23 protein-coding genes are annotated in these 21,693 nt (G+C 71.7%); 20 read left to right on the top strand and 3 right to left on the bottom strand.

Annotated elements, in window-relative coordinates; all coding sequences use genetic code 11:
• Positions 1 to 171 precede the first annotated feature (171 nt).
• Positions 172 to 396, top strand: a complete 225-nt coding sequence (gene rpmE, locus EAD96_RS09745) for a 50S ribosomal protein L31 (protein ID WP_013288272.1) — start codon at positions 172 to 174, stop codon at positions 394 to 396.
• 88 nt (positions 397 to 484) lie between these two features.
• Entirely contained in the window at positions 485 to 1,573 is a 1,089-nt protein-coding gene (gene prfA, locus EAD96_RS09740) for a peptide chain release factor 1 (protein ID WP_120573346.1), read from the top strand.
• Positions 1,574 to 1,645: 72 nt separating this feature from the next.
• On the opposite strand, the gene EAD96_RS09735 is transcribed toward prfA, so the two are convergent.
• The gene (locus EAD96_RS09735) at positions 1,646 to 3,199 is read right to left on the bottom strand and encodes a GGDEF domain-containing protein (RefSeq protein WP_120573347.1); all 1,554 of its coding nucleotides are present in this window, start codon (positions 3,197 to 3,199) and stop codon (positions 1,646 to 1,648) included.
• A 73-nt stretch (positions 3,200 to 3,272) separates the two neighbouring features.
• Between EAD96_RS09735 and prmC the strand changes: the two genes are divergently transcribed.
• The 4 genes from prmC (at position 3,273) to EAD96_RS09715 (ending at position 7,697) form a co-directional block, all read left to right on the top strand.
• Positions 3,273 to 4,220 carry a peptide chain release factor N(5)-glutamine methyltransferase gene (gene prmC, locus EAD96_RS09730; protein WP_199733117.1) on the top strand — a complete coding sequence of 316 codons (948 nt, stop codon included), beginning with the start codon at positions 3,273 to 3,275 and terminating at the stop codon, positions 4,218 to 4,220.
• Positions 4,220 to 4,864: an L-threonylcarbamoyladenylate synthase gene (locus EAD96_RS09725; RefSeq protein ID WP_121684037.1), complete on the top strand. Its 645-nt coding sequence runs from the start codon at positions 4,220 to 4,222 to the stop codon at positions 4,862 to 4,864. The genes prmC and EAD96_RS09725 overlap by 1 nt, the downstream gene beginning before the upstream one ends.
• Positions 4,865 to 5,476, top strand: coding sequence for a phosphotyrosine protein phosphatase (locus EAD96_RS09720; RefSeq protein ID WP_047893554.1), 612 nt, complete (start codon positions 4,865 to 4,867; stop codon positions 5,474 to 5,476).
• A gap of 112 nt (positions 5,477 to 5,588) precedes the next feature.
• The gene (locus EAD96_RS09715) at positions 5,589 to 7,697 is read left to right on the top strand and encodes a transglycosylase domain-containing protein (protein WP_121684035.1); all 2,109 of its coding nucleotides are present in this window, start codon (positions 5,589 to 5,591) and stop codon (positions 7,695 to 7,697) included.
• Between the two features lie 3 nt (positions 7,698 to 7,700).
• On the opposite strand, the gene EAD96_RS09710 is transcribed toward EAD96_RS09715, so the two are convergent.
• Entirely contained in the window at positions 7,701 to 8,327 is a 627-nt protein-coding gene (locus EAD96_RS09710) for a TetR/AcrR family transcriptional regulator (protein ID WP_121684034.1), read from the bottom strand.
• A gap of 121 nt (positions 8,328 to 8,448) precedes the next feature.
• Here EAD96_RS09710 and EAD96_RS09705 point away from each other — a divergent pair, with 121 nt between their 5' ends.
• Positions 8,449 to 9,231: an SDR family NAD(P)-dependent oxidoreductase gene (locus tag EAD96_RS09705; protein ID WP_120574156.1), complete on the top strand. Its 783-nt coding sequence runs from the start codon at positions 8,449 to 8,451 to the stop codon at positions 9,229 to 9,231.
• On the opposite strand, the gene EAD96_RS09700 is transcribed toward EAD96_RS09705, so the two are convergent.
• Entirely contained in the window at positions 9,228 to 10,694 is a 1,467-nt protein-coding gene (locus EAD96_RS09700) for an SDR family oxidoreductase (RefSeq protein ID WP_121684033.1), read from the bottom strand. The two genes, EAD96_RS09705 and EAD96_RS09700, sit on opposite strands and share 4 nt — an antisense overlap.
• A 35-nt stretch (positions 10,695 to 10,729) precedes the next feature.
• Here EAD96_RS09700 and glyA point away from each other — a divergent pair, with 35 nt between their 5' ends.
• The 13 genes from glyA to EAD96_RS09635 all read left to right on the top strand — a co-directional run bounded on the left by glyA (position 10,730) and on the right by EAD96_RS09635 (position 21,685).
• Entirely contained in the window at positions 10,730 to 12,019 is a 1,290-nt protein-coding gene (gene glyA / locus EAD96_RS09695; RefSeq protein ID WP_199733116.1) for a serine hydroxymethyltransferase, read from the top strand.
• On the top strand, positions 12,012 to 12,443 hold the full coding sequence (locus tag EAD96_RS09690) for a hypothetical protein (RefSeq protein WP_121684031.1): 432 nt from the start codon (positions 12,012 to 12,014) through the stop codon (positions 12,441 to 12,443). The genes glyA and EAD96_RS09690 overlap by 8 nt, the downstream gene beginning before the upstream one ends.
• Before the next feature lie 174 nt (positions 12,444 to 12,617).
• Positions 12,618 to 12,854: an AtpZ/AtpI family protein gene (locus tag EAD96_RS09685; protein ID WP_091423295.1), complete on the top strand. Its 237-nt coding sequence runs from the start codon at positions 12,618 to 12,620 to the stop codon at positions 12,852 to 12,854.
• 11 nt (positions 12,855 to 12,865) lie between these two features.
• Entirely contained in the window at positions 12,866 to 13,663 is a 798-nt protein-coding gene (gene atpB, locus EAD96_RS09680) for a F0F1 ATP synthase subunit A (protein ID WP_121684030.1), read from the top strand.
• Positions 13,664 to 13,733: 70 nt separating this feature from the next.
• Positions 13,734 to 13,961 (top strand): ATP synthase F0 subunit C, encoded by a 228-nt coding sequence (locus EAD96_RS09675; RefSeq protein WP_091422600.1) that lies wholly within the window; start codon positions 13,734 to 13,736, stop codon positions 13,959 to 13,961.
• 29 nt (positions 13,962 to 13,990) lie between these two features.
• Positions 13,991 to 14,530 carry a F0F1 ATP synthase subunit B gene (locus tag EAD96_RS09670; RefSeq protein ID WP_121684029.1) on the top strand — a complete coding sequence of 180 codons (540 nt, stop codon included), beginning with the start codon at positions 13,991 to 13,993 and terminating at the stop codon, positions 14,528 to 14,530.
• Positions 14,530 to 15,351, top strand: coding sequence for a F0F1 ATP synthase subunit delta (locus EAD96_RS09665; protein WP_120573380.1), 822 nt, complete (start codon positions 14,530 to 14,532; stop codon positions 15,349 to 15,351). The genes EAD96_RS09670 and EAD96_RS09665 overlap by 1 nt, the downstream gene beginning before the upstream one ends.
• Positions 15,352 to 15,436: 85 nt before the next feature.
• Positions 15,437 to 17,089 (top strand): F0F1 ATP synthase subunit alpha, encoded by a 1,653-nt coding sequence (gene atpA, locus EAD96_RS09660; RefSeq protein WP_120573381.1) that lies wholly within the window; start codon positions 15,437 to 15,439, stop codon positions 17,087 to 17,089.
• A gap of 4 nt (positions 17,090 to 17,093) precedes the next feature.
• The gene (locus tag EAD96_RS09655; protein ID WP_120573382.1) at positions 17,094 to 18,023 is read left to right on the top strand and encodes a F0F1 ATP synthase subunit gamma; all 930 of its coding nucleotides are present in this window, start codon (positions 17,094 to 17,096) and stop codon (positions 18,021 to 18,023) included.
• Positions 18,023 to 19,468 carry a F0F1 ATP synthase subunit beta gene (gene atpD, locus EAD96_RS09650; RefSeq protein ID WP_120573383.1) on the top strand — a complete coding sequence of 482 codons (1,446 nt, stop codon included), beginning with the start codon at positions 18,023 to 18,025 and terminating at the stop codon, positions 19,466 to 19,468. Before EAD96_RS09655 ends, atpD begins: the two co-directional genes overlap by 1 nt.
• A gap of 215 nt (positions 19,469 to 19,683) precedes the next feature.
• The gene (locus tag EAD96_RS09645; RefSeq protein WP_120573384.1) at positions 19,684 to 20,829 is read left to right on the top strand and encodes an LCP family protein; all 1,146 of its coding nucleotides are present in this window, start codon (positions 19,684 to 19,686) and stop codon (positions 20,827 to 20,829) included.
• A gap of 109 nt (positions 20,830 to 20,938) precedes the next feature.
• Positions 20,939 to 21,217 carry a F0F1 ATP synthase subunit epsilon gene (locus EAD96_RS09640; RefSeq protein ID WP_047893558.1) on the top strand — a complete coding sequence of 93 codons (279 nt, stop codon included), beginning with the start codon at positions 20,939 to 20,941 and terminating at the stop codon, positions 21,215 to 21,217.
• A 12-nt stretch (positions 21,218 to 21,229) separates the two neighbouring features.
• Positions 21,230 to 21,685 (top strand): DUF2550 domain-containing protein, encoded by a 456-nt coding sequence (locus EAD96_RS09635; RefSeq protein WP_121684028.1) that lies wholly within the window; start codon positions 21,230 to 21,232, stop codon positions 21,683 to 21,685.
• The last annotated feature ends 8 nt before the right edge of the window (positions 21,686 to 21,693 follow it).

Raw genomic sequence — 21,693 nt, 5'->3', positions numbered from 1 at the left:
ATGCTGACGGGTGGGCCGGCGTTGGGGGTGGCGGACCTCCTGTGCCGGGTGGAAGACGCCCGTGGCAGACTGGTCAATCGGCCACCGGTTCCGGTTCACGCCCGAGCCCGTCGTGACGACGGGGAGCACTGACGGCGACCCGGCGACCACCGACGAAAGGACCGAGGCGACATGAAGCCCAACATCCACCCGGAGTACGTGACCACCGAGGTCCGCTGCTCCTGCGGCAACACGTTCACGACCCGCAGCACCGCCAAGGGCGGCGCCATCAGCGTCGAGACCTGCAGCGCCTGCCACCCGTTCTACACCGGTAAGCAGCGCGTGCTGGACACCGCCGGCCGGGTCGCGAAGTTCCAGCAGAAGTACGCCAAGGTTCAGGCCAAGAAGGCCAAGTAGCTCCGTCGACGACGCCCGTGTCCGGCTCCTGCCGGGCACGGGCGTTCGTCCGTTTGTGCCGGTTCCACTTCCAAGGAGCATCCGCAGCATGAGCAGTGAGCGCCTGGCCGCCCTCCTCGACGAGTACGCCGAGCTGGAGCGGCGGCTGGCCGACCCGGCCATCCACGCCGACCAGGGCACCGCCCGGCGGGTCGGCCGTCGGTACGCCGAGCTGGTCCCGCTGCACAAGGCGGCCGGCGAGCTGGAGCAGGCCCGCGCCGACCTGACCGCCGCCCGGGAGCTGGCCGCCGAGGACGCGACGTTCGCCGCCGAGGCGGACAGCATCGCCGCGTCTCTGCCGGCGCTGGAGGAACGGCTCGCGGAACTGCTCATCCCGCGCGACCCGCACGACGCCAAGGACGTGATCGTCGAGATCAAGGCCGGCGAGGGCGGCGAGGAGTCCGCGCTGTTCGCGGGCGATCTGCTGCGGATGTACACCCGGTACGCCGAGCGGCACGGCTGGGTCACCGAGGTGATCGACGCGCAGGACTCCGACCTGGGTGGCGTCAAGGACGTCTCGCTGGCGATCAAGAGCAAGGGCGTCCCGGAGGGCGGCAACGGCGTCTGGTCCCGGCTCAAGTGGGAGGGCGGCGTGCACCGGGTGCAGCGCGTCCCGGTCACCGAGTCGCAGGGTCGCATCCACACCAGCGCCGCCGGCGTGCTGGTGCTGCCCGAGGCGGAGGACGTCGACGTCACCATCGACCCGAACGAGCTGCGCATCGACGTGTTCCGCTCGTCCGGCCCCGGTGGGCAGTCGGTGAACACGACCGACTCGGCGGTCCGGATCACGCACGTGCCGACCGGCATCGTGGTCTCCTGCCAGAACGAGAAGTCGCAGCTGCAGAACCGGGAGCAGGCCATGCGCATCCTGCGCGCCCGGCTGCTCGCCGCCGCCCAGGAGCAGGCGGACGCCGCGGCGTCGGACGCCCGCAAGGCGCAGGTCCGCACCGTGGACCGGTCCGAGCGGATCCGCACCTACAACTTCCCGCAGAACCGGATCACCGACCACCGCATCGGCTACACCGCGTACAACCTGGACCTGGCGCTGGCCGGCGAGCTGGACGGGGTGCTCGACGCGCTGGCCGAGGCGGACCGCGCGGCCCGGCTGGCCGGCGAGACCGAGCTGTCCCGCCGCTGACCCGGCGCGGCACCGCGCGAAGGCTGCGCCGCCCGCACGGGGATCCGCGAAGGCAACCCCGGGGGCACGGTCTCAGCTCGCCCGCAACCGCGCCTTGGCGCGCAGCATCTCCCGGTCGGCCAGCTCGAACGCTGCGCCCAGTGCCTCCCGGACACTCACGGTGGTGCTGCCGTCGACCTCGGCGAAGCCGATCGTCACCCCGACCGGCGTGCCCGGCACCAGGGACTCCCAGTCCTCGGCGCGGACGGCCGCCTCGATCCGGCGGGCCACCTCGACGGCCTCCGGCATGACGGTGTCGGGCAGCACCACGACGAACTCGTCGCCGCCGTAGCGGGCCACGAAGTCGCCCCGCCGCATCACCCGGTTGATCACCCCGGCGACCCGTTGCAGCACCAGGTCGCCGGAGTGGTGGCCGTGCCGGGTGTTCACCGCCTTGAACCCGTCGAGGTCGCAGACGCCGATCACCACCCGCTCGCCCCGGGACACCACGGCGCCCAGGTAGCGCTCCAGACGGCGCCGGTTGGGCAGGCCGGTGAGCGGGTCGGTGAGCGCCTCGCCCTCGTACCGGGCCGCCTCGCGGCGCATCTCCTCGTGGTCGATCCGGGCGGCGATGCCGTCGATGTAGACGTCCCGCAGCCGGTCGCTGCGCCGCGCCGCCAGCCGGAACGCGTGCCGGTCGGCCCGGTGCGCGCCGGCGTGGTCACCGGCCCGGGCCAGGGCGACGCTGCGCAGCCGGGGCGCCTCGGCCGCGCCGAGCGTCTCGTCGGAGACCCGCAGCGAGTCCAGCCGGGTGACCGCCTCGATCGGGCGGCCGGCGGCCACCGCGAGGCAGACCTGACCGAGCTGGCGCAGGTCGCGGGCGCGGGCGCTGTCCCCGCCGTGGCCGAGCAGCCGGGTCGGGTCGGCGTCCCCGGCGGACTCCACCCGGTCGCCGAGCGCGGCCCGGCGGGCGGCGGCGTAGCCGTACGCGGCCAGGCTGCTCGGGCGCAGGTTGCCGGCGCCCCCGCCCCGCAGGAACCGGGCCAGGTCACCGGCGACGTCGCGCAGCACCCGCAGGCACCCGTCGCTGTCGCCGTTGTGGTCGAGCGCGACCGCGTTGCGCAGCCGGATCCCGGGGGCGGCGAACGTCTCCTCCGGGATGCCGACGCTGAGCCCGACCTCCCGGGCCCGCTCGATCGCGCCCAGCGCGTGGCCGTGGAAGCTGAGGTACGAGTACGCCATCGCCAGGTCGTGCCAGCCCCAGGCGGTGTCCCGGTCGGGGGTGTCGTCGGCGCTGAGCGCGCGGGCGGCCCGGACCAGGTGCATCACGCACCTGTCCAGCGCGCCCTGGTGGTGGGCGGCGAGCGCGGCCAGCGCGTTGAGGTGCCCGTGCAGGTAGGGCTCGGTCAGGTCGCGTACGGCGGCGGAGGCGTCCTCGACGGCGCGGGTGAACTCGGCGGTGCGGCCGAGATTGATCAGCGCGGACAGGCGTTGCACCAGCGCGTCGGCGCGCGCGTACGGGTCGTCGGTGGTGCGGATGACGCGGTCGAGCAGGGCACACGCCTCCGCGGACCGGCTGGCCTCCTGCAGTGACCGAGCGCGGCGGAGAGCGTCAACCTGGTCCTCGACCTGGTCGAGCCAGCCCACTCGCGACCTCCCTGCGGTGTGCGCCCGGACGCACCCGCTCGTGAGGTGGGCCGCGACGCCTCATGATTATTGCGTGACCGCACTCCCGCAACACCCGTCCGAAGGGACAGAACGCGAACGCCCCTCGCTGGTGATCACCCGGGTGGCGCGCGCGCTCGCGGCGGCCGGCGTCGAGGCGCCCCGCGCCGAGGCCGAGCAGCTCGCCGCGTACGTCCTGGAAGTGCCGCGTGGCCGGCTGGCGCTCGCCGACGGCTTCACCCCGGCGCAGCGCGACCGCCTGGACGCGCTCGTCGGGCGGCGGGTGACGCGCGAGCCGTTGCAGCACCTGCTCGGCTCGGCCGGTTTCCGGCACCTGGAGCTGGCCGTCGGGCCGGGCGTGTTCGTGCCCCGGCCGGAAACGGAACTGCTGGCCGGCTGGGGGATCGAGCGGGCCCGGGAGTACGCCGCGCCGCTCGTGGTCGACCTGTGCAGCGGTTCCGGCGCGATCGCCCTCGCGGTCGCGCAGGAGGTGCCGGCGGCCCGGGTGGTGGCGGTGGAACGGTCCCCGGCCGCGCTGGCGTGGCTGCGGCGCAACGCGGCCGGCCGGGCCGCCGCCGGGGACCGGCCGATCGAGGTGTTGGCCGCCGACGTGACCGATCCGGACCTGCTGGCCGACCTGGCCGGACGGGTCGACGTGCTGCTCTGCAACCCGCCGTACGTGCCGAGGTCGGTGGCGGTGCCGCCGGAGGTGGCCGGGCACGACCCGGACGAGGCGGTGTTCGGCGGCGCGGACGGGCTGGACGTGATCCGGCCGGTGGTCGGCCGGGCCGCCGTGCTGCTGCGCCCGGGCGGCGCGATCGGCATCGAGCACGACGACACGCACGCGGCGGCGGTGCCGGCGCTGCTGCGCGGCGACGGCCGCTACGACCGGGTCGCGGAACACCGGGACCTGGCCGGGCGGCCCCGCTTTGCGAGCGCGTCCCGGCGGGCGGACGGCACCCACGCCGACCCGGCCCCGGCGTGGCAGACTGACTCCTCGTGATGCTCTACGACTGTCGGTCGCCCGCCGACCGGGACCGCGGCATCGCCGCTGCCGTCGAGGCGGTCAAGAACGGTGAACTCGTCGTCCTGCCGACCGACACGGTCTACGGCATCGGGGCGGACGCCTTCACCCCGTACGCGGTGAAGGCCCTGGCGGACACCAAGGGTGGCGCCCGGCAGGCGCCCCCGGTGCTCATCGGTTCCCGGCACACGCTCGACGGCCTGGTCTTCTCGCTGCCCGGCGCGGCCCGCGACCTGGTCGAGGCGTTCTGGCCCGGTGCGCTGACCATCGTGCTGGAGCACTCGCCGAGCCTGGCCTGGGACCTGGGCGACAACAGCGGCACGGTGGCGGTGCGGATGCCGCTGCACCCGGTGGCGCTGGAGGTGCTGCGGGAGACCGGCCCGATGGCCGTCGCGTCGGCCAACAAGATCGGCCAGCCCGCCGCGCTCACCGCCGAGGAGGCACGCGACCAGCTCGGCTACGGCGTCCGGGCGTACCTGGAGGCCGGGCCGGCGGTGGACCCGGTGCCGAGCACCATCGTCGACCTGACCGGCGACGTGCCGCGGGTGCTGCGCGAGGGCGCTGTGACGCTGGCGAAGCTGCGGGAGGTCGTGCCGGACATCCTCGACGAGCGGGGGGTCTGAGTGCCGCCCTTCACCGTCCTGCACGTCTGCATGGGCAACATCTGCCGGTCGCCGATGGCCGAGCGGCTGCTGCTGCTCGCGGTCCGGGAGCGGCTGGCCCGCCTCGACGTCGACCCGGCCGGGTCGGACGCGCTCGTGCACAGCCACAGCGCCGGCACCGGCGGCTGGCACGCGGGCGAGGAGATGAACCCGCCCGCCGCCCGGCAGGTGCTCTCGCGCGGCGGCGACACCGAGGGGTTCGCCGCCCGGCGGCTGCGCTCCGACCTGATCGACGCCGCCGACCTGGTGCTCACCGCGACCGCCGACCAGCAGGAGTACGTGGTGGCGCTGCGGCCGGACGCCGCAGCGCGCACGTTCGTGCTCGGTGAGTTCGGCCGCCTGCTCGGCGGGCTGGACCGGTCCGCCCTGCCGCCGGCCGAGCCGACGCCGGACGCCGTGTTCGCGCGCGGTGTCGCGCTGGTGGCGGCCGCCGACGCGGCCCGGCAGAACGCCTCCGCGCTGCCCACCGACGATCTGGACGACCCGTGGGGCCGGGGCGACCAGTGCTTCAGCCGGGTCGCGGACGAGATCGAGGAGACGGTGCAGCCGCTGGCTGCCGCGCTGCTGCCCTGAGATTCATCCTTCCTCGCGAACTTCCTGCGCATTTCGCGGAAGATGTCGGCGAAAGCGAGCAATCCGGTCATTCTGAACGGGTCCGTACGGCCGGCTCCTGCGGGGAGAGCTGATGAACCGGGCCTATCTCGACAAGCTGTTCACCGTTGTGCTCGCCGGCGTGCTCGCCGGACTGGCCCTGGCCGCCGCCGCGCTGCCGGCCGCGCTGGTCTTCGGGCTGGGCGTGAAGAACCTGATGCCGTACACGGTGCTGCCGGAGGCGCTCAGGACGCCGCAGCCGGCGCAGCGCTCCAACCTGTACGCCAACGACGGGCGGACGCTGATCACCTCGTTCTACGTCGAGGACCGGGTGGACGTGCCGGTCGGCGAGGTGGCGCCGGTGATGCGCGAGGCGATCGTGGCCGCCGAGGACGTGCGCTTCTACGAGCACCACGGCGTCGACGTGCGCGGCGTGGCACGGGCGTTCACGGCCAACCGCCGCGAGGGCACCCGTCAGGGCGCCTCCACGCTGACCATGCAGTACGTGCGCAACGCGCTGGCCGGTGACCCCCGGCTGACCGAGGAGCAGCGCGCCGCCGCCACCGAGATCACCGTCGGACGCAAGATCCGCGAGATGCGGTACGCGCTGACGCTGGAACGGCAGATCGGCAAGGACGAGATCCTCGGGCGCTACCTGAACATCGCGTACTTCGGCGCCGGGGCGTACGGCATCGCCGCCGCCAGCAAGCGCTACTTCTCCACCACGCCGGACCGGCTCACGCTGGCCCAGGCCGCGCTGCTCGCCGGGCTGGTCCGGTCCCCGGCCGACGACCCGATCAACGGGGAGGCCGACTCGGCGCTGCAACGCCGGGCGTACGTGCTGGACCGGATGGTGGAGACCGGCCGGGTGAACGCGGCCGACGCGGAGGCGGCGAAGGCCACGGAACTGGCGCTGGAGCCCAACACCACGCCGAACGACTGCGCCGCCGTGCCCGCCGACCACAACGACTGGGGCTTCTTCTGCGACTGGTTCACCCAGTGGTGGAACGCCCAGCCGGCGTTCGGCGAGAACGTCGACGAGCGGCAGCGGACGCTGCGCCGGGGCGGCTGGAAGATCGTGTCGTCGCTCGACCCGGACGTGCAGGCCAAGGCGAGCGAGCAGGTGCGGGCGATCTACCCGGAGACGATCGCGCGGGCGGCGCCGACCGCCGTGGTGCAGCCGGGCACCGGCCGGGTGCTGGCCATGGCGGTGAACCGCACCTACGGCACGACCGCCAACCCGGACGGGCGGCAGAACTACCCGAACACGGTCAACCAGCTGGTGGCCGGCGGTGGCGGCATCACCGGCTACCAGGCGGGCTCCACGTTCAAGCTGTTCGCGCTGCTGGCCGCGCTGGAGTCGGGGCTGCCGCTGGACACGGAGTTCGACGCCCCGCCCGTCTACGTGACGCAGTACCCGGTCGGCGCCGGCCCGGCGAGCTGCGGCGGCCGGTGGTGCCCGGCGAACGCCAACACCTACTGGATGGACGGCGACCGGGACATGTGGGACGCGTTCGGCCGGTCGGTTAACACGTACTTCGCGTGGCTGACCGAGCGCGTCGGCGCGGACCGGGTGGTCGAGATGGCCCAGCGGCTGGGCATCGTGTTCCGCGCACCGGCCGACGCGAAGATGGCCCGCGAGGGCGCCAAGAGCTGGGGACCGTTCACGCTCGGCGTCTCCGCCACCACGCCGCTGGACCTGGCCGGCGCGTACGCCGCGGTGGCCGCCGAGGGCACCTGGTGCCGGCCCACGCCGGTCACCTCGATCACCGATCCGGCCGGGCGGAAGGTGGCCGCCGGGAACACCGACTGCCGGCAGGTGCTCGACACCGAGGTCGCCCGAGCGGCGGCCGACGCCAGCCGCTGCCCGGTCGGCGACCAGTCGATGTACCGGCGCTGCGACGGTGGCACGGCCGAGGAGCTGGCACCTGGGCTGCGCCGGCCGGTGGCGGGCAAGACCGGAAGCTCGGAGCGGAACGCCACCGAGACGGTCGTCGCGTTCACGCCGCAGTTGTCGGTGGCGACGATCGCCGCGAACCCGGACGACCCCCGGGACGCGGTCGGCGGCGGTGTGCAGAAGCGGCAGATCGCCGCCGTGGGCCGCATCCTCGCGTGGTCGCTGCGCGACGAGCCGGTACGCGACTTCGTCCCGCCCGGTCAGGCCGTGGCCTTCCAGCACACCAGCCCCCGAACCGGCAACTGAGAGTCAGCTCGTCGGCCTGCCGTACCGCGCGACCATGGTCCGGACGGCTTCTTCGACGACCGCGGTGGTGCGGGCAGGGTTCACCGTCCAGTCCGGGAGCAGAAGGCGCGGCCAGAACAGGTAGTTGGAGATCATCCCGAGGAAGTGCGTGGCGGCCATCTCCGGGTCGGCGATGTCTGCGGCTCCCGCCTCGTGCTCGGCCACGAGGTAGATCCGGACGGACTCGAAGTACGGCAGTTTGCCCTGGGCGAAGTGCGCTCGGGCCAGTTCGGGAAAGCGTGGCAGTTCGGCGATCACGATGCGGAACAGGTCGGTCATCTCCGGCCGGCTCAGGAGCGTCGCGTAGTGCCTCCCGAGAACCGTCAGGCCGGCCGTCAGGTCACCGGCGGGCGGTACGTCGGCGACGTCCTTCTCGGCCCACGAGTCGATGACGATGGCATCGAACAGTGCCGCCTTCGTCGGGAACTGCTTGAACAGCGTCGCCTTCGACACGCCGGCACTGTCGGCGATGCGCGCCAGTGACGCCCGGTCGTAGCCCAGCTCCAGGAAGAGCTCGGTGGCCGCCCGGACGATCAGCGCGCGCTTCTCCTGGGCCACGCGCTGGTGATAGGCCGACGGCGCTGGGGTCATCCGCCCATCATAGCGAGGTGAGTGGGTTGACTCACCATCTGACGAGGCGTAGCTTCGGGTGGTGAGTCGCTCGACTCACCACCCGGCCCGGGTGGTCGCCCCGTACGTACTGGAGGATCCGATGTCCCGCTTCGCCGATCAGACCGTTCTCGTCACCGGCGGCACCGGCGGGCAGGGGGCCAGCCACGTTCGCGCCCTGCACGCCGAAGGCGCCAACGTCGTCATCGGTGGCATCAACGCCGAGCGTGGCGCCGGCCTCGCCGCCGAGCTCGGACACCGGGCCCTCGCCGTCCACCTGGACGTCTCCCGGGAGGAGTCGTGGGCCGCCGCCGTCGCGGAGACCGAGAAGGCCTTCGGCGCGCTCACGATCCTGGTCAACAACGCCGGAGTGCAGAACCCGCCGGCCCTCATCGAGTCCACCGACCGGGCCACGTGGGCCCGCATCCTCGACGTCAACCTCACCGGCACGTTCCTCGGCATCAAGGCAGCCGCCCCGGCGCTGCGGCGCGCCGGGGGAGGAACGATCGTCAACATCGGCTCCACCATGGGCATCGGCGGTACCGCCTTCTACGCGCCCTACGTCGCCGGCAAGTGGGCGGTCCGAGGGCTCACCCGGACCGCCGCCCTCGAACTGGGCCGCGACAACATCCGCGTCAACGCGATCCACCCCGGCGTGGTCGACACTCCGTTCATCACCGAGCCGGCGGCCGGCAGCGACGCCCCGATCGCCGACTTCTACTCGCCCGAGCCGTACGCCGTCCCGCGCCTCGGGCAGCCCGCCGACGTCACCGCGCTGCTGTTGTTCCTCGTGTCGCCGGAGGCGGCCTTCATCACCGGCGCCGAGTACGTCATCGACGGAGGGCTGCTCCTCGGCCCCGCACTGCAGGGCAGCTCTTCGTCCTAACCGGCCGGGTGTTCGGCGCCCCGGGCGATGTTGCGGGCCATGCCGCCGAAGACGACCGCGTGGAACGGGGCCACCGAGGCCCAGTAGAGGTGACCGGGCAGCCCGCGCGGGAGGAACACGGCGCGCTGGACGTAGCGGCTGCGCCCGTCCCCGTCCGGCTCGGCGCGCATCTCCAGCCAGGCCCGCCCCGGCAGCCGCATCTCCGCGCGCAGCCGCAGCAACTCGCCCGGGACGATCTCCTCGACCCGCCAGAAGTCCAGCGCCTCGCCCACCTGGAGCCGGTGCGGGTCGCGCCGGCCCCGCCGTAGCCCGACGCCGCCGATCAGGCGGTCCATCCAGCCGCGCACCGACCAGGCCAGCGGGAACGAGTACCAGCCGTTCTCGCCGCCGACGCCCTCGATGACCCGCCACAACGCCGCCGGTGGCGCATCCACCGTCCGTTCCCGCAGATCCGTGTACGCGGTGCCACCGGACCAGCGCGGGTCCGACGGCAGCGGCTCGGCGGGCGCGTCCGGCCCGCTCGCGTTCGACCAGCGCGTCTCCACCTGCGCGTCGCGCACCTTTGTCAGCGCCAGCGCGACCGCCTGGTCGAAGCCGGTCAGGCCGTCCGGCGGGTCCGGCACGTACCGGGCGATGTCGTGCTCGTGCGCCACCGCCTCGTGCACCAGGCTCTCCACCAGCGGCCGGGCGATCGCGTTCGGCACCGGCGTGATCAGGCCGACCCAGTGCGAGGAGAGCGACGGGGTGAGCGGGCGGACCGGCAGGATGACCCGCGGCCGCAGCCCGGCCACCCGGGCGTAGCGCTGCATCATCTCGGTGAACGTCAGCACGTCCGGGCCGCCGATGTCGAAGGCCCGGTTGACGTCGGCCGGCAGGTGCGCGCACCCGGCCAGGTAGCGCAGCACGTCCCGGACCGCGATCGGCTGGATCCGGTTGCGCACCCAGCGCGGGGTGACCATCGCCGGGAGCCGCTCGGTCAGGTAGCGGAGCATCTCGAACGAGGCCGAACCGGACCCGATGATCACGGCGGCGCGCAGCACCGCTGTGGGCACACCGCTGTCCAGCAGGATCCGCGCGACCTCCGCCCGGGAGCGCAGGTGCGCCGAGGGCAGGCCGTCGCGCTCCGCAGGCTCCGGCCCGCCGAGATACACGATCCGGCGTACGCCCGCGGCGCGCGCCGCCTCGGCGAAGTTCGTCGCCGCCTCCCGATCGGCCGCCTCGAAACCCCGTTGGCCCAGCGAGTGGACCAGGTAGTACGCCACCTCGATGCCCGCGAACACGGCCGGCAACGTCTCCGGCCGCCGCAGGTCGCCCTCGACGATGTCTGCCTCGGCCGCCCACGGCACGTCCCGCAGCCGCCCGGCGGTGCGGGCCAGGCAGCGTACGGTGTGCCCCTCGGCCAGCAGCCGGGGCGCGAGGCGTCCGCCGATGTAGCCGGTAGCACCGGTGACGAGGCATCTCACGGCCTCCAGTGTGCGGCTCCGTAGACTCCTTCGCTGTGGAGAACGCGAGGGACACCTTCTGGGGACCGGACTTCCAGCAGCTCAGTGCCGTCGACCCGGAGATCGCCGAGGTGGTGCTGGGTGAGCTGGACCGGTTGCGCGGCGGCCTGCAACTGATCGCCAGCGAGAACCTCACCTCGCCCGCGGTGCTGGCCGCGCTGGGTTCCACGCTCACCAACAAGTACGCCGAGGGCTACCCGGGACGGCGTTACTACGGCGGCTGTGCCGAGGTGGACCGGGCCGAGGAGTTGGCCGTCTCCCGGGCGAAGGAGCTGTTCGGCGCCGAGCACGCGAACGTCCAGCCGCACTCCGGGGCGAGCGCCAACCTGGCCGCGTACGCCGCACTGGTGCAGCCGGGTGACACGGTGCTGGCCATGGACCTGCCGCACGGCGGGCACCTGACCCACGGCAGCCGGGTGAACTTCTCCGGCAAGTGGTTCCACCCGGTCGGCTACACCGTCCGGCGGGACACCGGGACGATCGACTACGACGAGGTACGCGACCTGGCCCGCGCGCACCGGCCGAAGATGATCATCTGCGGCGCGACCGCGTACCCGCGCCTGATCGACTTCGCCCGCTTCCGGGAGATCGCCGACGAGGTCGACGCGTACCTGATGGTGGACGCCGCCCACTTCGTCGGCCTGGTGGCCGGCGGTGCGATCCCCTCCCCGGTGCCGTACGCCGACGTGGTCACCGCGACCACCCACAAGGTGCTGCGCGGCCCGCGCGGCGGCATGATCCTCTGCCGGGAGCCGCTGGCGGCCCGGATCGACAAGGCGGTCTTCCCGTTCACCCAGGGCGGCCCGCTGATGCACGCCGTCGCGGCCAAGGCGGTCGCGCTGCGCGAGGCCGCGCAGCCGGAGTTCCGCACGTACGCAGCCCAGGTGGTCACCAACGCCCGCGCGCTCGCCGACGGTCTGGCCGCGGAGGGGCTGCCGCCGGTCTCCGGCGGCACCGACACCCACCTGGCGCTGCTCGACCTGCGCGAGACCGGCGTGACCGGCGCGCAGGCCGAGGCCCGCTGCGACGCCGCCGGCATCACGCTCAACAAGAACGCGATCCCGTACGACCCGCAGCCGCCGGCGGTGGCCTCCGGCATCCGGGTGGGCTCGCCGAGCGTCACCACCCAGGGCATGCGCGAGGGGGAGATGCGCCGGATCGCCACGTTGATCGGGCGGGCGGTGCGGACCGATCCGGAGTCTGCCGGGGGCGGCGACGAACTGGCCCGGATCTCCGCCGACGTGACCGCGCTGGTCACCGAGTTCCCGGCGTACCCCCGTGGCTGAGCCCGGGACGCGCGCGGCGGAGGCGACCGCGGACCACGGCTGGCGACTGCGCCATCTGCCGGTGCTGCTGGCCGCGGTGGCGGTGCTCGCCGCCGTCGCGGCGGTGGCCGGCGGGGTGTGGCGCGGCGCGGACGGCGCGCTCGGCGCGGCGGCCGGGGTGGCCGTCACGGCGGCGAGCTACACGCTCACCACTGTGGTCCTGGCCTGGGCGGACTCCAAGGATCCGCAGCTCGTGCTGCCGTTCGGGCTGGGCCTCTACGTCGCCAAGATCACCGCGCTCGGCGGGGTGATGGTGCTGGTCGCCTCGACCGGCTGGCCGGGGCTGATCCCGTTCGCTGTCGGCATCGCCGCGGGCGTCGTGGTCTGGACCGGTGTGCACGTCTGGTGGCTGACCACGGTCCACGCCCGACGGATGCCGCGCTGAGCCGTCCCACCCTTCGGGCGACGCGTTGTTCTGTCCGCGATCGGTCATTCTCTCAGTGGCGGGGGAGGAGTACCGTGCCTCCAGACGACTTCGCCCGCCCGTGTCCCACACAACCAGGTTGTGCGGGGGGTGAGGCACAGCCTCTTCTGCTCGACTGATATCGTTCGCCCCGTCATGGCCGGTGACCAGAAACCCCCCGACACTGGCGGCCCGGGCGACGTTCCGTCCGGTGCCGGTCAGGGTTGGACCGCGCTCTCATACCTCATCGGGGGCATGCTCGTCTGGGGTTTCATCGGCTGGCTGGTCGACCGTTGGCTCGACACCGGCGGCGTCGCCACCGGTATCGGGGTCGTGCTCGGCATGGCCGGGGGGATCATCCTGGTCGTCCGCCGACTGGGCACGCCTACTTAGGAAGGGACGCGGTGTTCGGACAGGCGAACGTCCTGGCTCAGGGCCAGGCGGAATTCCCACCCAGTGTGGGGGACTTCTACCTGCCCAGCATCCTGCCCTGGGGTGCGGAGAACTCGTACTGGTTCACCAAGATCACGGCGATGGTGTGGATCGCCGTCGGTATCTTGATCATCTTCTTCCTGGCCACGTACCGGAAGCCGCAGCTCGTCCCCACCAAGAAGCAGTGGTTCGCCGAGTCGATCTACGGCTTCGTGCGCAACAACATCGCGGTGGACATGATCGGGCACGCGGGAGTGCGGTTCGCGCCGTACTTCACCACGCTCTTCTGCTTCATCCTGCTGACGAACTTCTTCGCCATCGTGCCGTTCTTCCAGATCTCGCCGAACTCGCACATCGCGTTCCCGGCCATCCTCGCCGTGATCAGCTACGTGATGTTCATCTGGGTCGGCATCCGGCACCACGGCTTCGTGAAGTACGTCAAGGCCTCTCTGGTTCCGCCGGCGCCCTGGTACATCCTGCCGCTGCTGATCCCGATCGAGTTCTTCTCGACGTTCCTGGTCCGGCCGTTCTCGCTGGCCGTCCGTCTCTTCGCGAACATGTTCGCCGGCCACATGCTCCTGCTGGTCTTCACGCTCGGCGGGTTCGCCATGCTCAGCGCCAACGTCTGGCTGGCACCGGTCTCGGTGCTGTCCTGGGTGATGACGATCGCGCTGACCTTCCTCGAGTTCCTGGTGATCTGTCTGCAGGCGTACGTCTTCACGGTGCTGACCGCCAGCTACGTGCAGGGCGCCCTCGCCGACGAGCACTGATCCGATCTTTCGCACCAACCGTTGTCGTCCCGCGTGACCGTCACGCGTGATAACCAGGAGGAACCAACCAATGGACATCTACGCCGCGGTAGAGGGCAGCACCGCCGCCATCGGCTACGGTCTCGCGGCCATCGGCCCGGGCATCGGCGTGGGCCTGGTCTTCTCGGCCTACATCCAGTCGACCGCCCGCCAGCCGGAGTCGTCCCGGATGACCCTTCCGTACGTCTGGATCGGCTTCGCCGTCATCGAGGCGCTGGCGCTGCTGGGCATCGCCTTCGGCTTCATCTGGGCCGGCTGAACCAGCCCCTTTGACCGGGAGGTTTTCCCATGTACTTCCTCGCCGCTGAGGGTGGTGAGACGACCCACAACCCGATCCTTCCTGTCTGGCAGGAGATCGTGGTCGGGCTGGTCGCCTTCGGTGTCCTCTGCTTCGTGCTGATGAAGTTCGTCTTCCCGCGCATGGAGCAGACGTTCCAGGCCCGGGTGGACGCGATCGAGGGCGGCATCAAGCGCGCCGAGGCCGCGCAGGCCGAGGCGAACCAGCTGCTCGAGCAGTACCGGGCCCAGCTCGCGGAGGCGCGTACCGACGCCGCCAAGATCCGCGACGACGCCCGGGCCGACGCCGAGGGCATCCGCCAGGACATCCTCGCCAAGGCGCGCGAGGAGTCCGACCGGATCATCGCCGCCGGCAAGGAGCAGCTCGCCGCGGAGCGGGCCACCATCGTGCGCGAGCTGCGCACCGAGGTCGGCACCATCGCGGTGGACCTGGCGAGCAAGATCGTCGGTGAGTCGCTGGCCGACGAGGCGCGCCGCAAGGGCACCGTCGACCGGTTCCTGAGCGGTCTCGAGAGCACGGGGGCCCGCTGATGCAGGCCGCCAGCCGGGAGTCGTACTCCGCCGGGGCCGAGCGCCTCGACGCGTACGCCCGCGGCGCGGAGCCGTCGGCGGTGGCCTCCACCGCCGACGACATCCTCTCCGTCGCCGCCCTGCTGCGGCGCGAGCCGCGGCTGCGCCGGGCGCTGTCCGACCCGGCGCGTTCGGGTGAGGACCGCGCCGCTCTGCTCACCGGGATCCTGGGCGGCAAGGTCGGCGCGGACGCGCTCGACCTGCTGACCACGCTGGTCTCCGGTCGCTGGTCGGCCCCGTCGGAGCTGCTCGACGGCGTCGAGCGGCTCGGCGTGGAGGCGCTCCTGGCGAGCGCCGACTCGACCGGCGAGCTGGGCGAGGTCGAGGACGAGCTGTTCCGCTTCGGGCAGGTCGTCTCGGGCTCCGGCGAGCTGTCCAACACGCTCTCCGACCCGATGGCCACCGTCGAGCGGCGGGCCGAACTGGCCCGGCAGCTGCTCGCCGGCAAGGCCCGGCCGGTCACCGTCCGCCTCGTCGAGGCCGCGCTCGCCGGCTTCGGGGGACGCTCCTTCACCGGTGCGCTCACCCGGCTGGTCGAGCTGGCCGCCGACCGGCGGGACCGTCAGGTCGCGTACGTGACAGTGGCGGCTCCGCTGAACGACGAGGAGGAGCGACGCCTCGGCGCCCGCCTCTCCCAGATGTACGGTCGGGAGGTGTCCGTCAAGCAGACGGTCGACCCCGACGTGCTCGGCGGAGTGCGCGTACGGGTCGGATCCGACCTGTACGACGGGACCGTCCTGCGCCGCCTCAACGAGACCCGCAACGCGCTCGCGAAGCGCTGACCAGCGTCTTAGCAGCCCTGATTCGACGCCATCGGACCGGTCGGTACTAGGTATCCCGGGCCCCTGATACTTAAGGAAGCAGAGGATGGCCGAGCTGACCATCTCGACGGAGGAGATCCGCGGCGCCCTGGAGCGCTACGTCTCCTCCTACACGGCCGACGTCTCCCGCGAGGAGGTCGGCACCGTCGCCGACGCCGGTGACGGCATCGCCCACGTCGAGGGTCTCCCCTCGACCATGACCAACGAGCTCCTGGAGTTCGAGGACGGCACGCTCGGCGTGGCGCTGAACCTCGACGTCCGGGAGATCGGTGTCGTCGTCCTCGGTGACTTCGGCGGGATCGAAGAGGGTCAGCGCGTCAAGCGCACCGGCCGGGTGCTCTCCGTGCCGGTCGGCGACGCGTTCCTCGGCCGCGTGGTGAACGCGCTGGGCGAGCCGATCGACGGCCTCGGCGACATCGCCAACGAGGGCTTCCGCGAGCTGGAGCTCCAGGCCCCGAACGTGATGTCCCGCAAGTCGGTCGACGAGCCGCTCCAGACCGGCATCAAGGCCGTCGACGCGATGACCCCGATCGGCCGCGGCCAGCGCCAGCTGATCATCGGTGACCGCAAGACCGGCAAGACCACTGTCGCCCTGGACACCATCCTCAACCAGCGCGAGAACTGGCGCTCCGGCGACCCGAAGAAGCAGGTCCGCTGCATCTACGTCGCGATCGGCCAGAAGGCCTCCACCATCGCCTCCATCAAGGGGACGCTGGAGGAGGCGGGCGCGATGGAGTACACCACCATCGTCGCCTCGCCGGCCTCCGACCCGGCCGGCTTCAAGTACCTCGCCCCCTACACCGGCTCGTCCATCGGACAGCACTGGATGTACGGCGGCAAGCACGTCCTGATCGTCTTCGACGACCTGAGCAAGCAGGCCGAGGCGTACCGCGCCGTGTCGCTGCTGCTGCGCCGCCCGCCGGGCCGTGAGGCCTACCCGGGTGACGTCTTCTACCTGCACTCGCGTCTGCTGGAGCGCTGCGCCAAGCTCTCCGACGAGCTGGGTGGCGGCTCGATGACCGGTCTGCCGATCATCGAGACCAAGGCGAACGACATCTCGGCGTTCATCCCGACCAACGTCATCTCCATCACCGACGGCCAGATCTTCCTGGAGACCGACCTGTTCAACCAGGGCGTCCGGCCGGCCATCAACGTCGGCACCTCGGTCTCCCGGGTCGGTGGCGCCGCGCAGGTGAAGCCGATGAAGAAGGTCGCCGGCTCGCTGCGGCTGAACCTGGCCCAGTTCCGCGAGCTGGAGGCGTTCGCCGCCTTCGCCTCCGACCTGGACCGGGCCTCCCGGGCCCAGCTGGACCGCGGTTCCCGCCTGGTCGAGCTGCTCAAGCAGCCGAACTACTCGCCGTACCCGGTGCAGGAGCAGGTCGTCTCCGTCTGGGCCGGTACCGAGGGCAAGCTCGACGACGTCCCGGTCGGCGAGGTCCGCCGCTTCGAGTCCGAGTTCCTCCAGTACCTCCGGCACAAGCACGAGGGCGTCCTGGCCGGGATCGCGGACAACAAGTGGGACGACGACATCATCTCCTCGCTCGACTCCGCTATCGCCGAGTTCAAGCAGGTCTTCCTGGGCAAGGAGGACGAGGTCCGGGTCAACGACGCGCCGGCCAAGCCGCTGGAGGGCGAGGAGACCCGCGAGACGGTGACTCGCTTCCGCGACGGCAGCACCGACCGCCCGGCCGAGAGCTGATCCGATGGCCGCCCAGGTACGCGTTCTCCGGCAGCGGATCCGTTCCGCCAAGGGGATGAAGAAGATCACCAAGGCGATGGAGCTCGTCGCGACGAGCCGCATCGCCAAGGCCCAGGCCAAGGTGGCGGCCTCGCTGCCGTACGCCGAGGCGATCACCGGCGTGCTGACGGCGCTGGCCTCGAACGCGCGGATCGACCACCCGCTGCTCACCCCGCGCGAGCGGGTGCGGCGGGCGGGCGTCCTGCTGGTCACCGCCGACCGGGGCCTGGCCGGTGGTTACAGCTCGAACGCGATCCGGACCGCCGAGTCGCTGATCGCCCGCCTGCGCGCCGACGGCAAGGAGCCCGTGCTCTACGTCATCGGCCGCAAGGGCGTGGCGTTCTACCGGTTCCGCAACCGGCAGATCGCCGCCAGCTGGACGGGCTTCTCCGAGCAGCCGACGTTCGAGGACGCCCGCGAGGTCGGTGAGACGCTGATCAAGGCGTTCACCGCGGGCGCGGACGACACGGACAACGACGCCGGCGCCGACGGGATCCTCGGCGTGGACGAGCTGCACATCGTCTACACCGAGTTCAAGTCCCTGATGACGCAGAACCCGGTGACCCGGATCGTCGGTCCGATGCAGGTCGAGGACCGGCCCCGGTCCGAGGGCCTGCTGCCGGCGTACGAGTTCGAGCCGGAGCCGGAGTCGCTGCTCGACGCCCTGCTGCCGAAGTACATCAACACGCGGATCTTCGCGGCGTTGCTGGAGTCGGCGGCCAGTGAGTCGGCCGCCCGTCGGCGGGCGATGAAGAGCGCCACCGACAACGCCGAAGAGATGATCGAGAAGTACACGCGTGAGATGAACTCGGCCCGTCAGGCCGGCATCACCCAGGAGATCAGTGAGATCGTCGGCGGCGCGAACGCGCTGGCCGCGTCGGGAAGTGAAGTGTGATGACTGTAACCGCAGTTGAGACCAAGACGGCCACGGGTCGCGTGGTCCGGGTCATCGGCCCGGTCGTCGACGCCGAGTTCCCGCGCGACGCCATGCCGGAGCTGTTCAACGCCCTGCACGTCAACGTGACGCTCTCCGGCGGCGAGAAGACGCTGACCCTGGAGGTCGCCCAGCACCTGGGTGACAACCTGGTCCGCGCCATCTCGATGCAGCCGACCGACGGCCTGGTTCGCGGCACCGAGGTGCGCGACACGGGCGCGCCGATCAGCGTGCCGGTTGGCGACGCGGTCAAGGGCCACGTGTTCAACGCGATCGGCGAGTGCCTCAACCTCACCGAGGGCGAGACCATCCAGGCCGACGACCGGTGGGGCATCCACCGCAAGGCCCCGGCCTTCGCCGACCTGGAGCCGAAGACCGAGATGCTGGAGACCGGCATCAAGGTCATCGACCTGCTCGCCCCGTACGTCAAGGGCGGCAAGATCGGCCTGTTCGGCGGTGCCGGCGTGGGCAAGACGGTGCTCATCCAGGAGATGATCACCCGTGTGGCCCGGAACTTCGGCGGTACCTCGGTCTTCGCCGGCGTGGGTGAGCGCACCCGCGAGGGCAACGACCTCATCGCCGAGATGACCGAGTCGGGCGTCATCGACAAGACCGCGCTGGTCTACGGCCAGATGGACGAGCCGCCGGGCACCCGCCTGCGGGTCGCCCTGTCCGCGCTGACCATGGCGGAGTACTTCCGTGACGTGAAGAAGCAGGAGGTGCTGCTCTTCATCGACAACATCTTCCGCTTCACCCAGGCCGGTTCCGAGGTCTCCACGCTGCTCGGCCGTATGCCGAGCGCCGTGGGTTACCAGCCGACCCTGGCCGACGAGATGGGCGAGCTCCAGGAGCGGATCACCTCCGTCCGGGGCCAGGCCATCACCTCGATGCAGGCGATCTACGTGCCCGCCGACGACTACACCGACCCGGCGCCGGCCACCACGTTCGCCCACCTCGACGCGACCACCAACCTGGAGCGGTCGATCTCCGACAAGGGCATCTACCCGGCCGTGGACCCGCTGGCGTCCTCGTCCCGGATCCTCGCCCCGGAGTTCGTCGGCGAGGAGCACTTCGCCGTCGCCACCGAGGTGAAGCGGATCCTGCAGCGCTACAAGGACCTGCAGGACATCATCGCCATCCTCGGTATCGAGGAGCTCTCCGAGGAGGACAAGCTCACCGTCGGCCGCGCCCGCCGGATCGAGCGGTTCCTCTCGCAGAACACGTACGCGGCGGAGCAGTTCACCGGCGTCCCCGGCTCGACGGTCCCGATCGCCGAGACCATCGACGCCTTCCGCCGGATCAGCGAGGGGGAGTTCGACCACTTCCCGGAGCAGGCGTTCTTCATGTGCGGCGGCCTGGACGACCTTCGGGCCAAGGCCAAGGAGCTGATGGGCGAGGAGGGCTGAGAGCCCGCTCACACCCACGAGGGCCGTCCCGGCGAAAGCCGGGGCGGCCTTCGCCTTTTCGGGCCACCGCACTACCAGATGCCCGGTTCTCCGGCAAGCAGTTCGCCGGATCGCGCGGTACCGTTCCTGACACGACTTCACATCCCGGCCGTTGATCTCTGCAACCAAACGGACCCCCGCGCCCGTCTTCCTACCCGTGGGCGCGACGATTGGAGATGCTCGTGGGCGGTAAGGGCGGCGCGGATCGCGGGAAGCGGTCCATGTGGCGCGGCGTGCCCCGGTGGGCCCGCGTCTGCACGATCCTGGGCATCGTCATGGTGGTGCTCAGCGGCTCCGTGCTGATCGGCTCCCGCGCCCTGGTCGCCCGCTACGAGGGATCGGTGGGCAAGGCCGACCTCTTCGGTGACCAGGCCGCCGGCGCCAACGAGAAGAAGAGCGACATCAAGGGCCCGCTCAACATCCTCCTCGTCGGCGTGGACCCCCGCACGTCGACCGCCCGCCCCCTGGCCGACTCGATCATGGTCCTGCACGTGCCCGCCACCATGGACCGCGGCTATCTCTTCTCGCTCCCGCGCGACCTGCGGGTCGACATCCCGGCCTTCCCCAAGGCCGACTACGCGGGTGCCAACGACCGGCTCAACGCGGCCATGTCGCACGGCAGCAACGTGCCCGGCCAGAACCCCAGCACCGCACAGGGCTTCGAGCTGCTCGCCCTGACCGTGCAGGAGGTCACCGGCATCAAGCGCTTCGACGCCGGCGCGATCATCAACTTCAGCGGGTTCAAGAAGATCGTCGACGCCATGGGCGGAGTCGACATGTACATCGAGCGGGAGGTGCGCTCCGAGCACCTCCAGCCGGACGGCACCCCGCGTCAGCTCCGGCCCGGCGGCGGGGGCTACCTCGGTCCGCAGGCCGTGTACAAGAAGGGCAACGCCCACCTGGAGGGCTGGCAGGCGCTGGACTACGTCCGGCAGCGCTATCCGAAGAACGGCGTGCCGGACGGCGACTACGGCCGGCAGCGGCACCAGCAGCAGTTCGTCAAGGCGATGGCGAGCCAGGCGTTCAGCGCCGACGTGGTGACCAACCCGGTCAAGCTGGACCGGGTGCTGCGCGCGGCCGGCAAGTCGCTGGTGTTCAACGGACGCGGCAACAGCGTGGTGGACTTCGGGCTGGCCCTGAAGGACATCCGCCCGGACGCGATCGAGACCATCAAGCTGCCGGGCGGGGGGATCGGCACCGGCAGCAACTACCGGGGTGAGCAACTGCTCGAACCGGCGGAGGACTTCTTCACCGCCCTGCGTACCGAACAGCTCGACGCTTTCCTCCTGGAGCACCCCGACTTCGTCCAGAAGACCAAGTAGCCTGAGCGGGTGCGGGGCCGTGGTGGTCCGGCTCTCACCACCCGCGTTGGGTGGGCTGCGGGGGCGCGACTAGACTTTCGGCAATCCGCCGCCGCAGCAAGGAGACAGCGTGGCACAGCAGCTTCACGTCGAGCTCGTAGCCGTCGAGGAGAAGGTCTGGACCGGCGAGGCCGAGATGGTCGTCGCCCGGACGACCGAGGGTGAGCTCGGTGTGCTGCCGGGGCACGCACCTCTGCTCGGCCAGCTCGCCGAACCCAGCCAGGTACGCATCAAGCAGGCCGGTGGCCAGCAGGTCGCGTACGACGTGGCCGGCGGCTTCCTGTCGGTGACCGGTGAGGGCGTCACGGTCCTCGCCGAGAGCGCAACCCCCGCCACCCCGGCCCGCTGAGCCGACCCGCCGATGGAGATCGTCGAAGGGATCGGAATCGGCTTCGCGATCGTCGTCGTCGCGCTTCTGATCCTCTTCATCCGGCGGGCCCTGTTCACGCGTAGCGGTGGCATCATCCGGCTGAGCGTCCGGGTCAACACGATCCTCGACGGTCGTGGCTGGTCACCCGGGTTCGGCCGGTTCGTTGGCGACGAACTCCGCTGGTACCGCATGTTCAGCTTCGCGCTGCGCCCCAAGCGGGTGCTCTCGCGCAAGGGGCTGGCGGTCGAGCGCCGCCGGCTGCCCGAGGGGCAGGAGCGCATGTCGATGCCCGCCGAGTGGGTGATCCTGCGGTGTACCAGCCACCACGCGCCGATCGAGATCGCCATGGCGCGTTCGACCGTCACGGGATTCCTGTCCTGGCTTGAGGCCGCCCCACCCGGGGCGGTCTCGCCGCGTCTGGCGTCCCAGGACTGGCCCGCCGCCTGACCCCCGCC

The sequence above is a fragment of the Micromonospora sp. BL1 genome (genome assembly GCF_003667485.1).
GTDB lineage: Bacteria > Actinomycetota > Actinomycetes > Mycobacteriales > Micromonosporaceae > Micromonospora > Micromonospora tulbaghiae.
This window is presented reverse-complemented; position numbering and strand designations above follow the sequence as displayed.

What these genes read in the sequence shown, in the direction of transcription:
- EAD96_RS09725 (WP_121684037.1), top strand. Translation starts at nt 4,220, where the DNA reads ATGCTCTACGACTGTCGGTCGCCCGCCGACCGGGACCGCGGCATCGCC.
- EAD96_RS09670 (WP_121684029.1), top strand. Translation starts at nt 13,991, where the DNA reads ATGTACTTCCTCGCCGCTGAGGGTGGTGAGACGACCCACAACCCGATC.
- atpD (WP_120573383.1), top strand. Translation starts at nt 18,023, where the DNA reads ATGACTGTAACCGCAGTTGAGACCAAGACGGCCACGGGTCGCGTGGTC.
- rpmE (WP_013288272.1), top strand. Translation starts at nt 172, where the DNA reads ATGAAGCCCAACATCCACCCGGAGTACGTGACCACCGAGGTCCGCTGC.
- EAD96_RS09675 (WP_091422600.1), top strand. Translation starts at nt 13,734, where the DNA reads ATGGACATCTACGCCGCGGTAGAGGGCAGCACCGCCGCCATCGGCTAC.
- EAD96_RS09655 (WP_120573382.1), top strand. Translation starts at nt 17,094, where the DNA reads ATGGCCGCCCAGGTACGCGTTCTCCGGCAGCGGATCCGTTCCGCCAAG.
- prfA (WP_120573346.1), top strand. Translation starts at nt 485, where the DNA reads ATGAGCAGTGAGCGCCTGGCCGCCCTCCTCGACGAGTACGCCGAGCTG.
- EAD96_RS09710 (WP_121684034.1), bottom strand. Translation starts at nt 8,327, where the DNA reads ATGACCCCAGCGCCGTCGGCCTATCACCAGCGCGTGGCCCAGGAGAAG.
- EAD96_RS09685 (WP_091423295.1), top strand. Translation starts at nt 12,618, where the DNA reads ATGGCCGGTGACCAGAAACCCCCCGACACTGGCGGCCCGGGCGACGTT.
- EAD96_RS09645 (WP_120573384.1), top strand. Translation starts at nt 19,684, where the DNA reads ATGCTCGTGGGCGGTAAGGGCGGCGCGGATCGCGGGAAGCGGTCCATG.
- EAD96_RS09635 (WP_121684028.1), top strand. Translation starts at nt 21,230, where the DNA reads ATGGAGATCGTCGAAGGGATCGGAATCGGCTTCGCGATCGTCGTCGTC.
- EAD96_RS09715 (WP_121684035.1), top strand. Translation starts at nt 5,589, where the DNA reads ATGAACCGGGCCTATCTCGACAAGCTGTTCACCGTTGTGCTCGCCGGC.
- EAD96_RS09705 (WP_120574156.1), top strand. Translation starts at nt 8,449, where the DNA reads ATGTCCCGCTTCGCCGATCAGACCGTTCTCGTCACCGGCGGCACCGGC.
- EAD96_RS09665 (WP_120573380.1), top strand. Translation starts at nt 14,530, where the DNA reads ATGCAGGCCGCCAGCCGGGAGTCGTACTCCGCCGGGGCCGAGCGCCTC.
- atpA (WP_120573381.1), top strand. Translation starts at nt 15,437, where the DNA reads ATGGCCGAGCTGACCATCTCGACGGAGGAGATCCGCGGCGCCCTGGAG.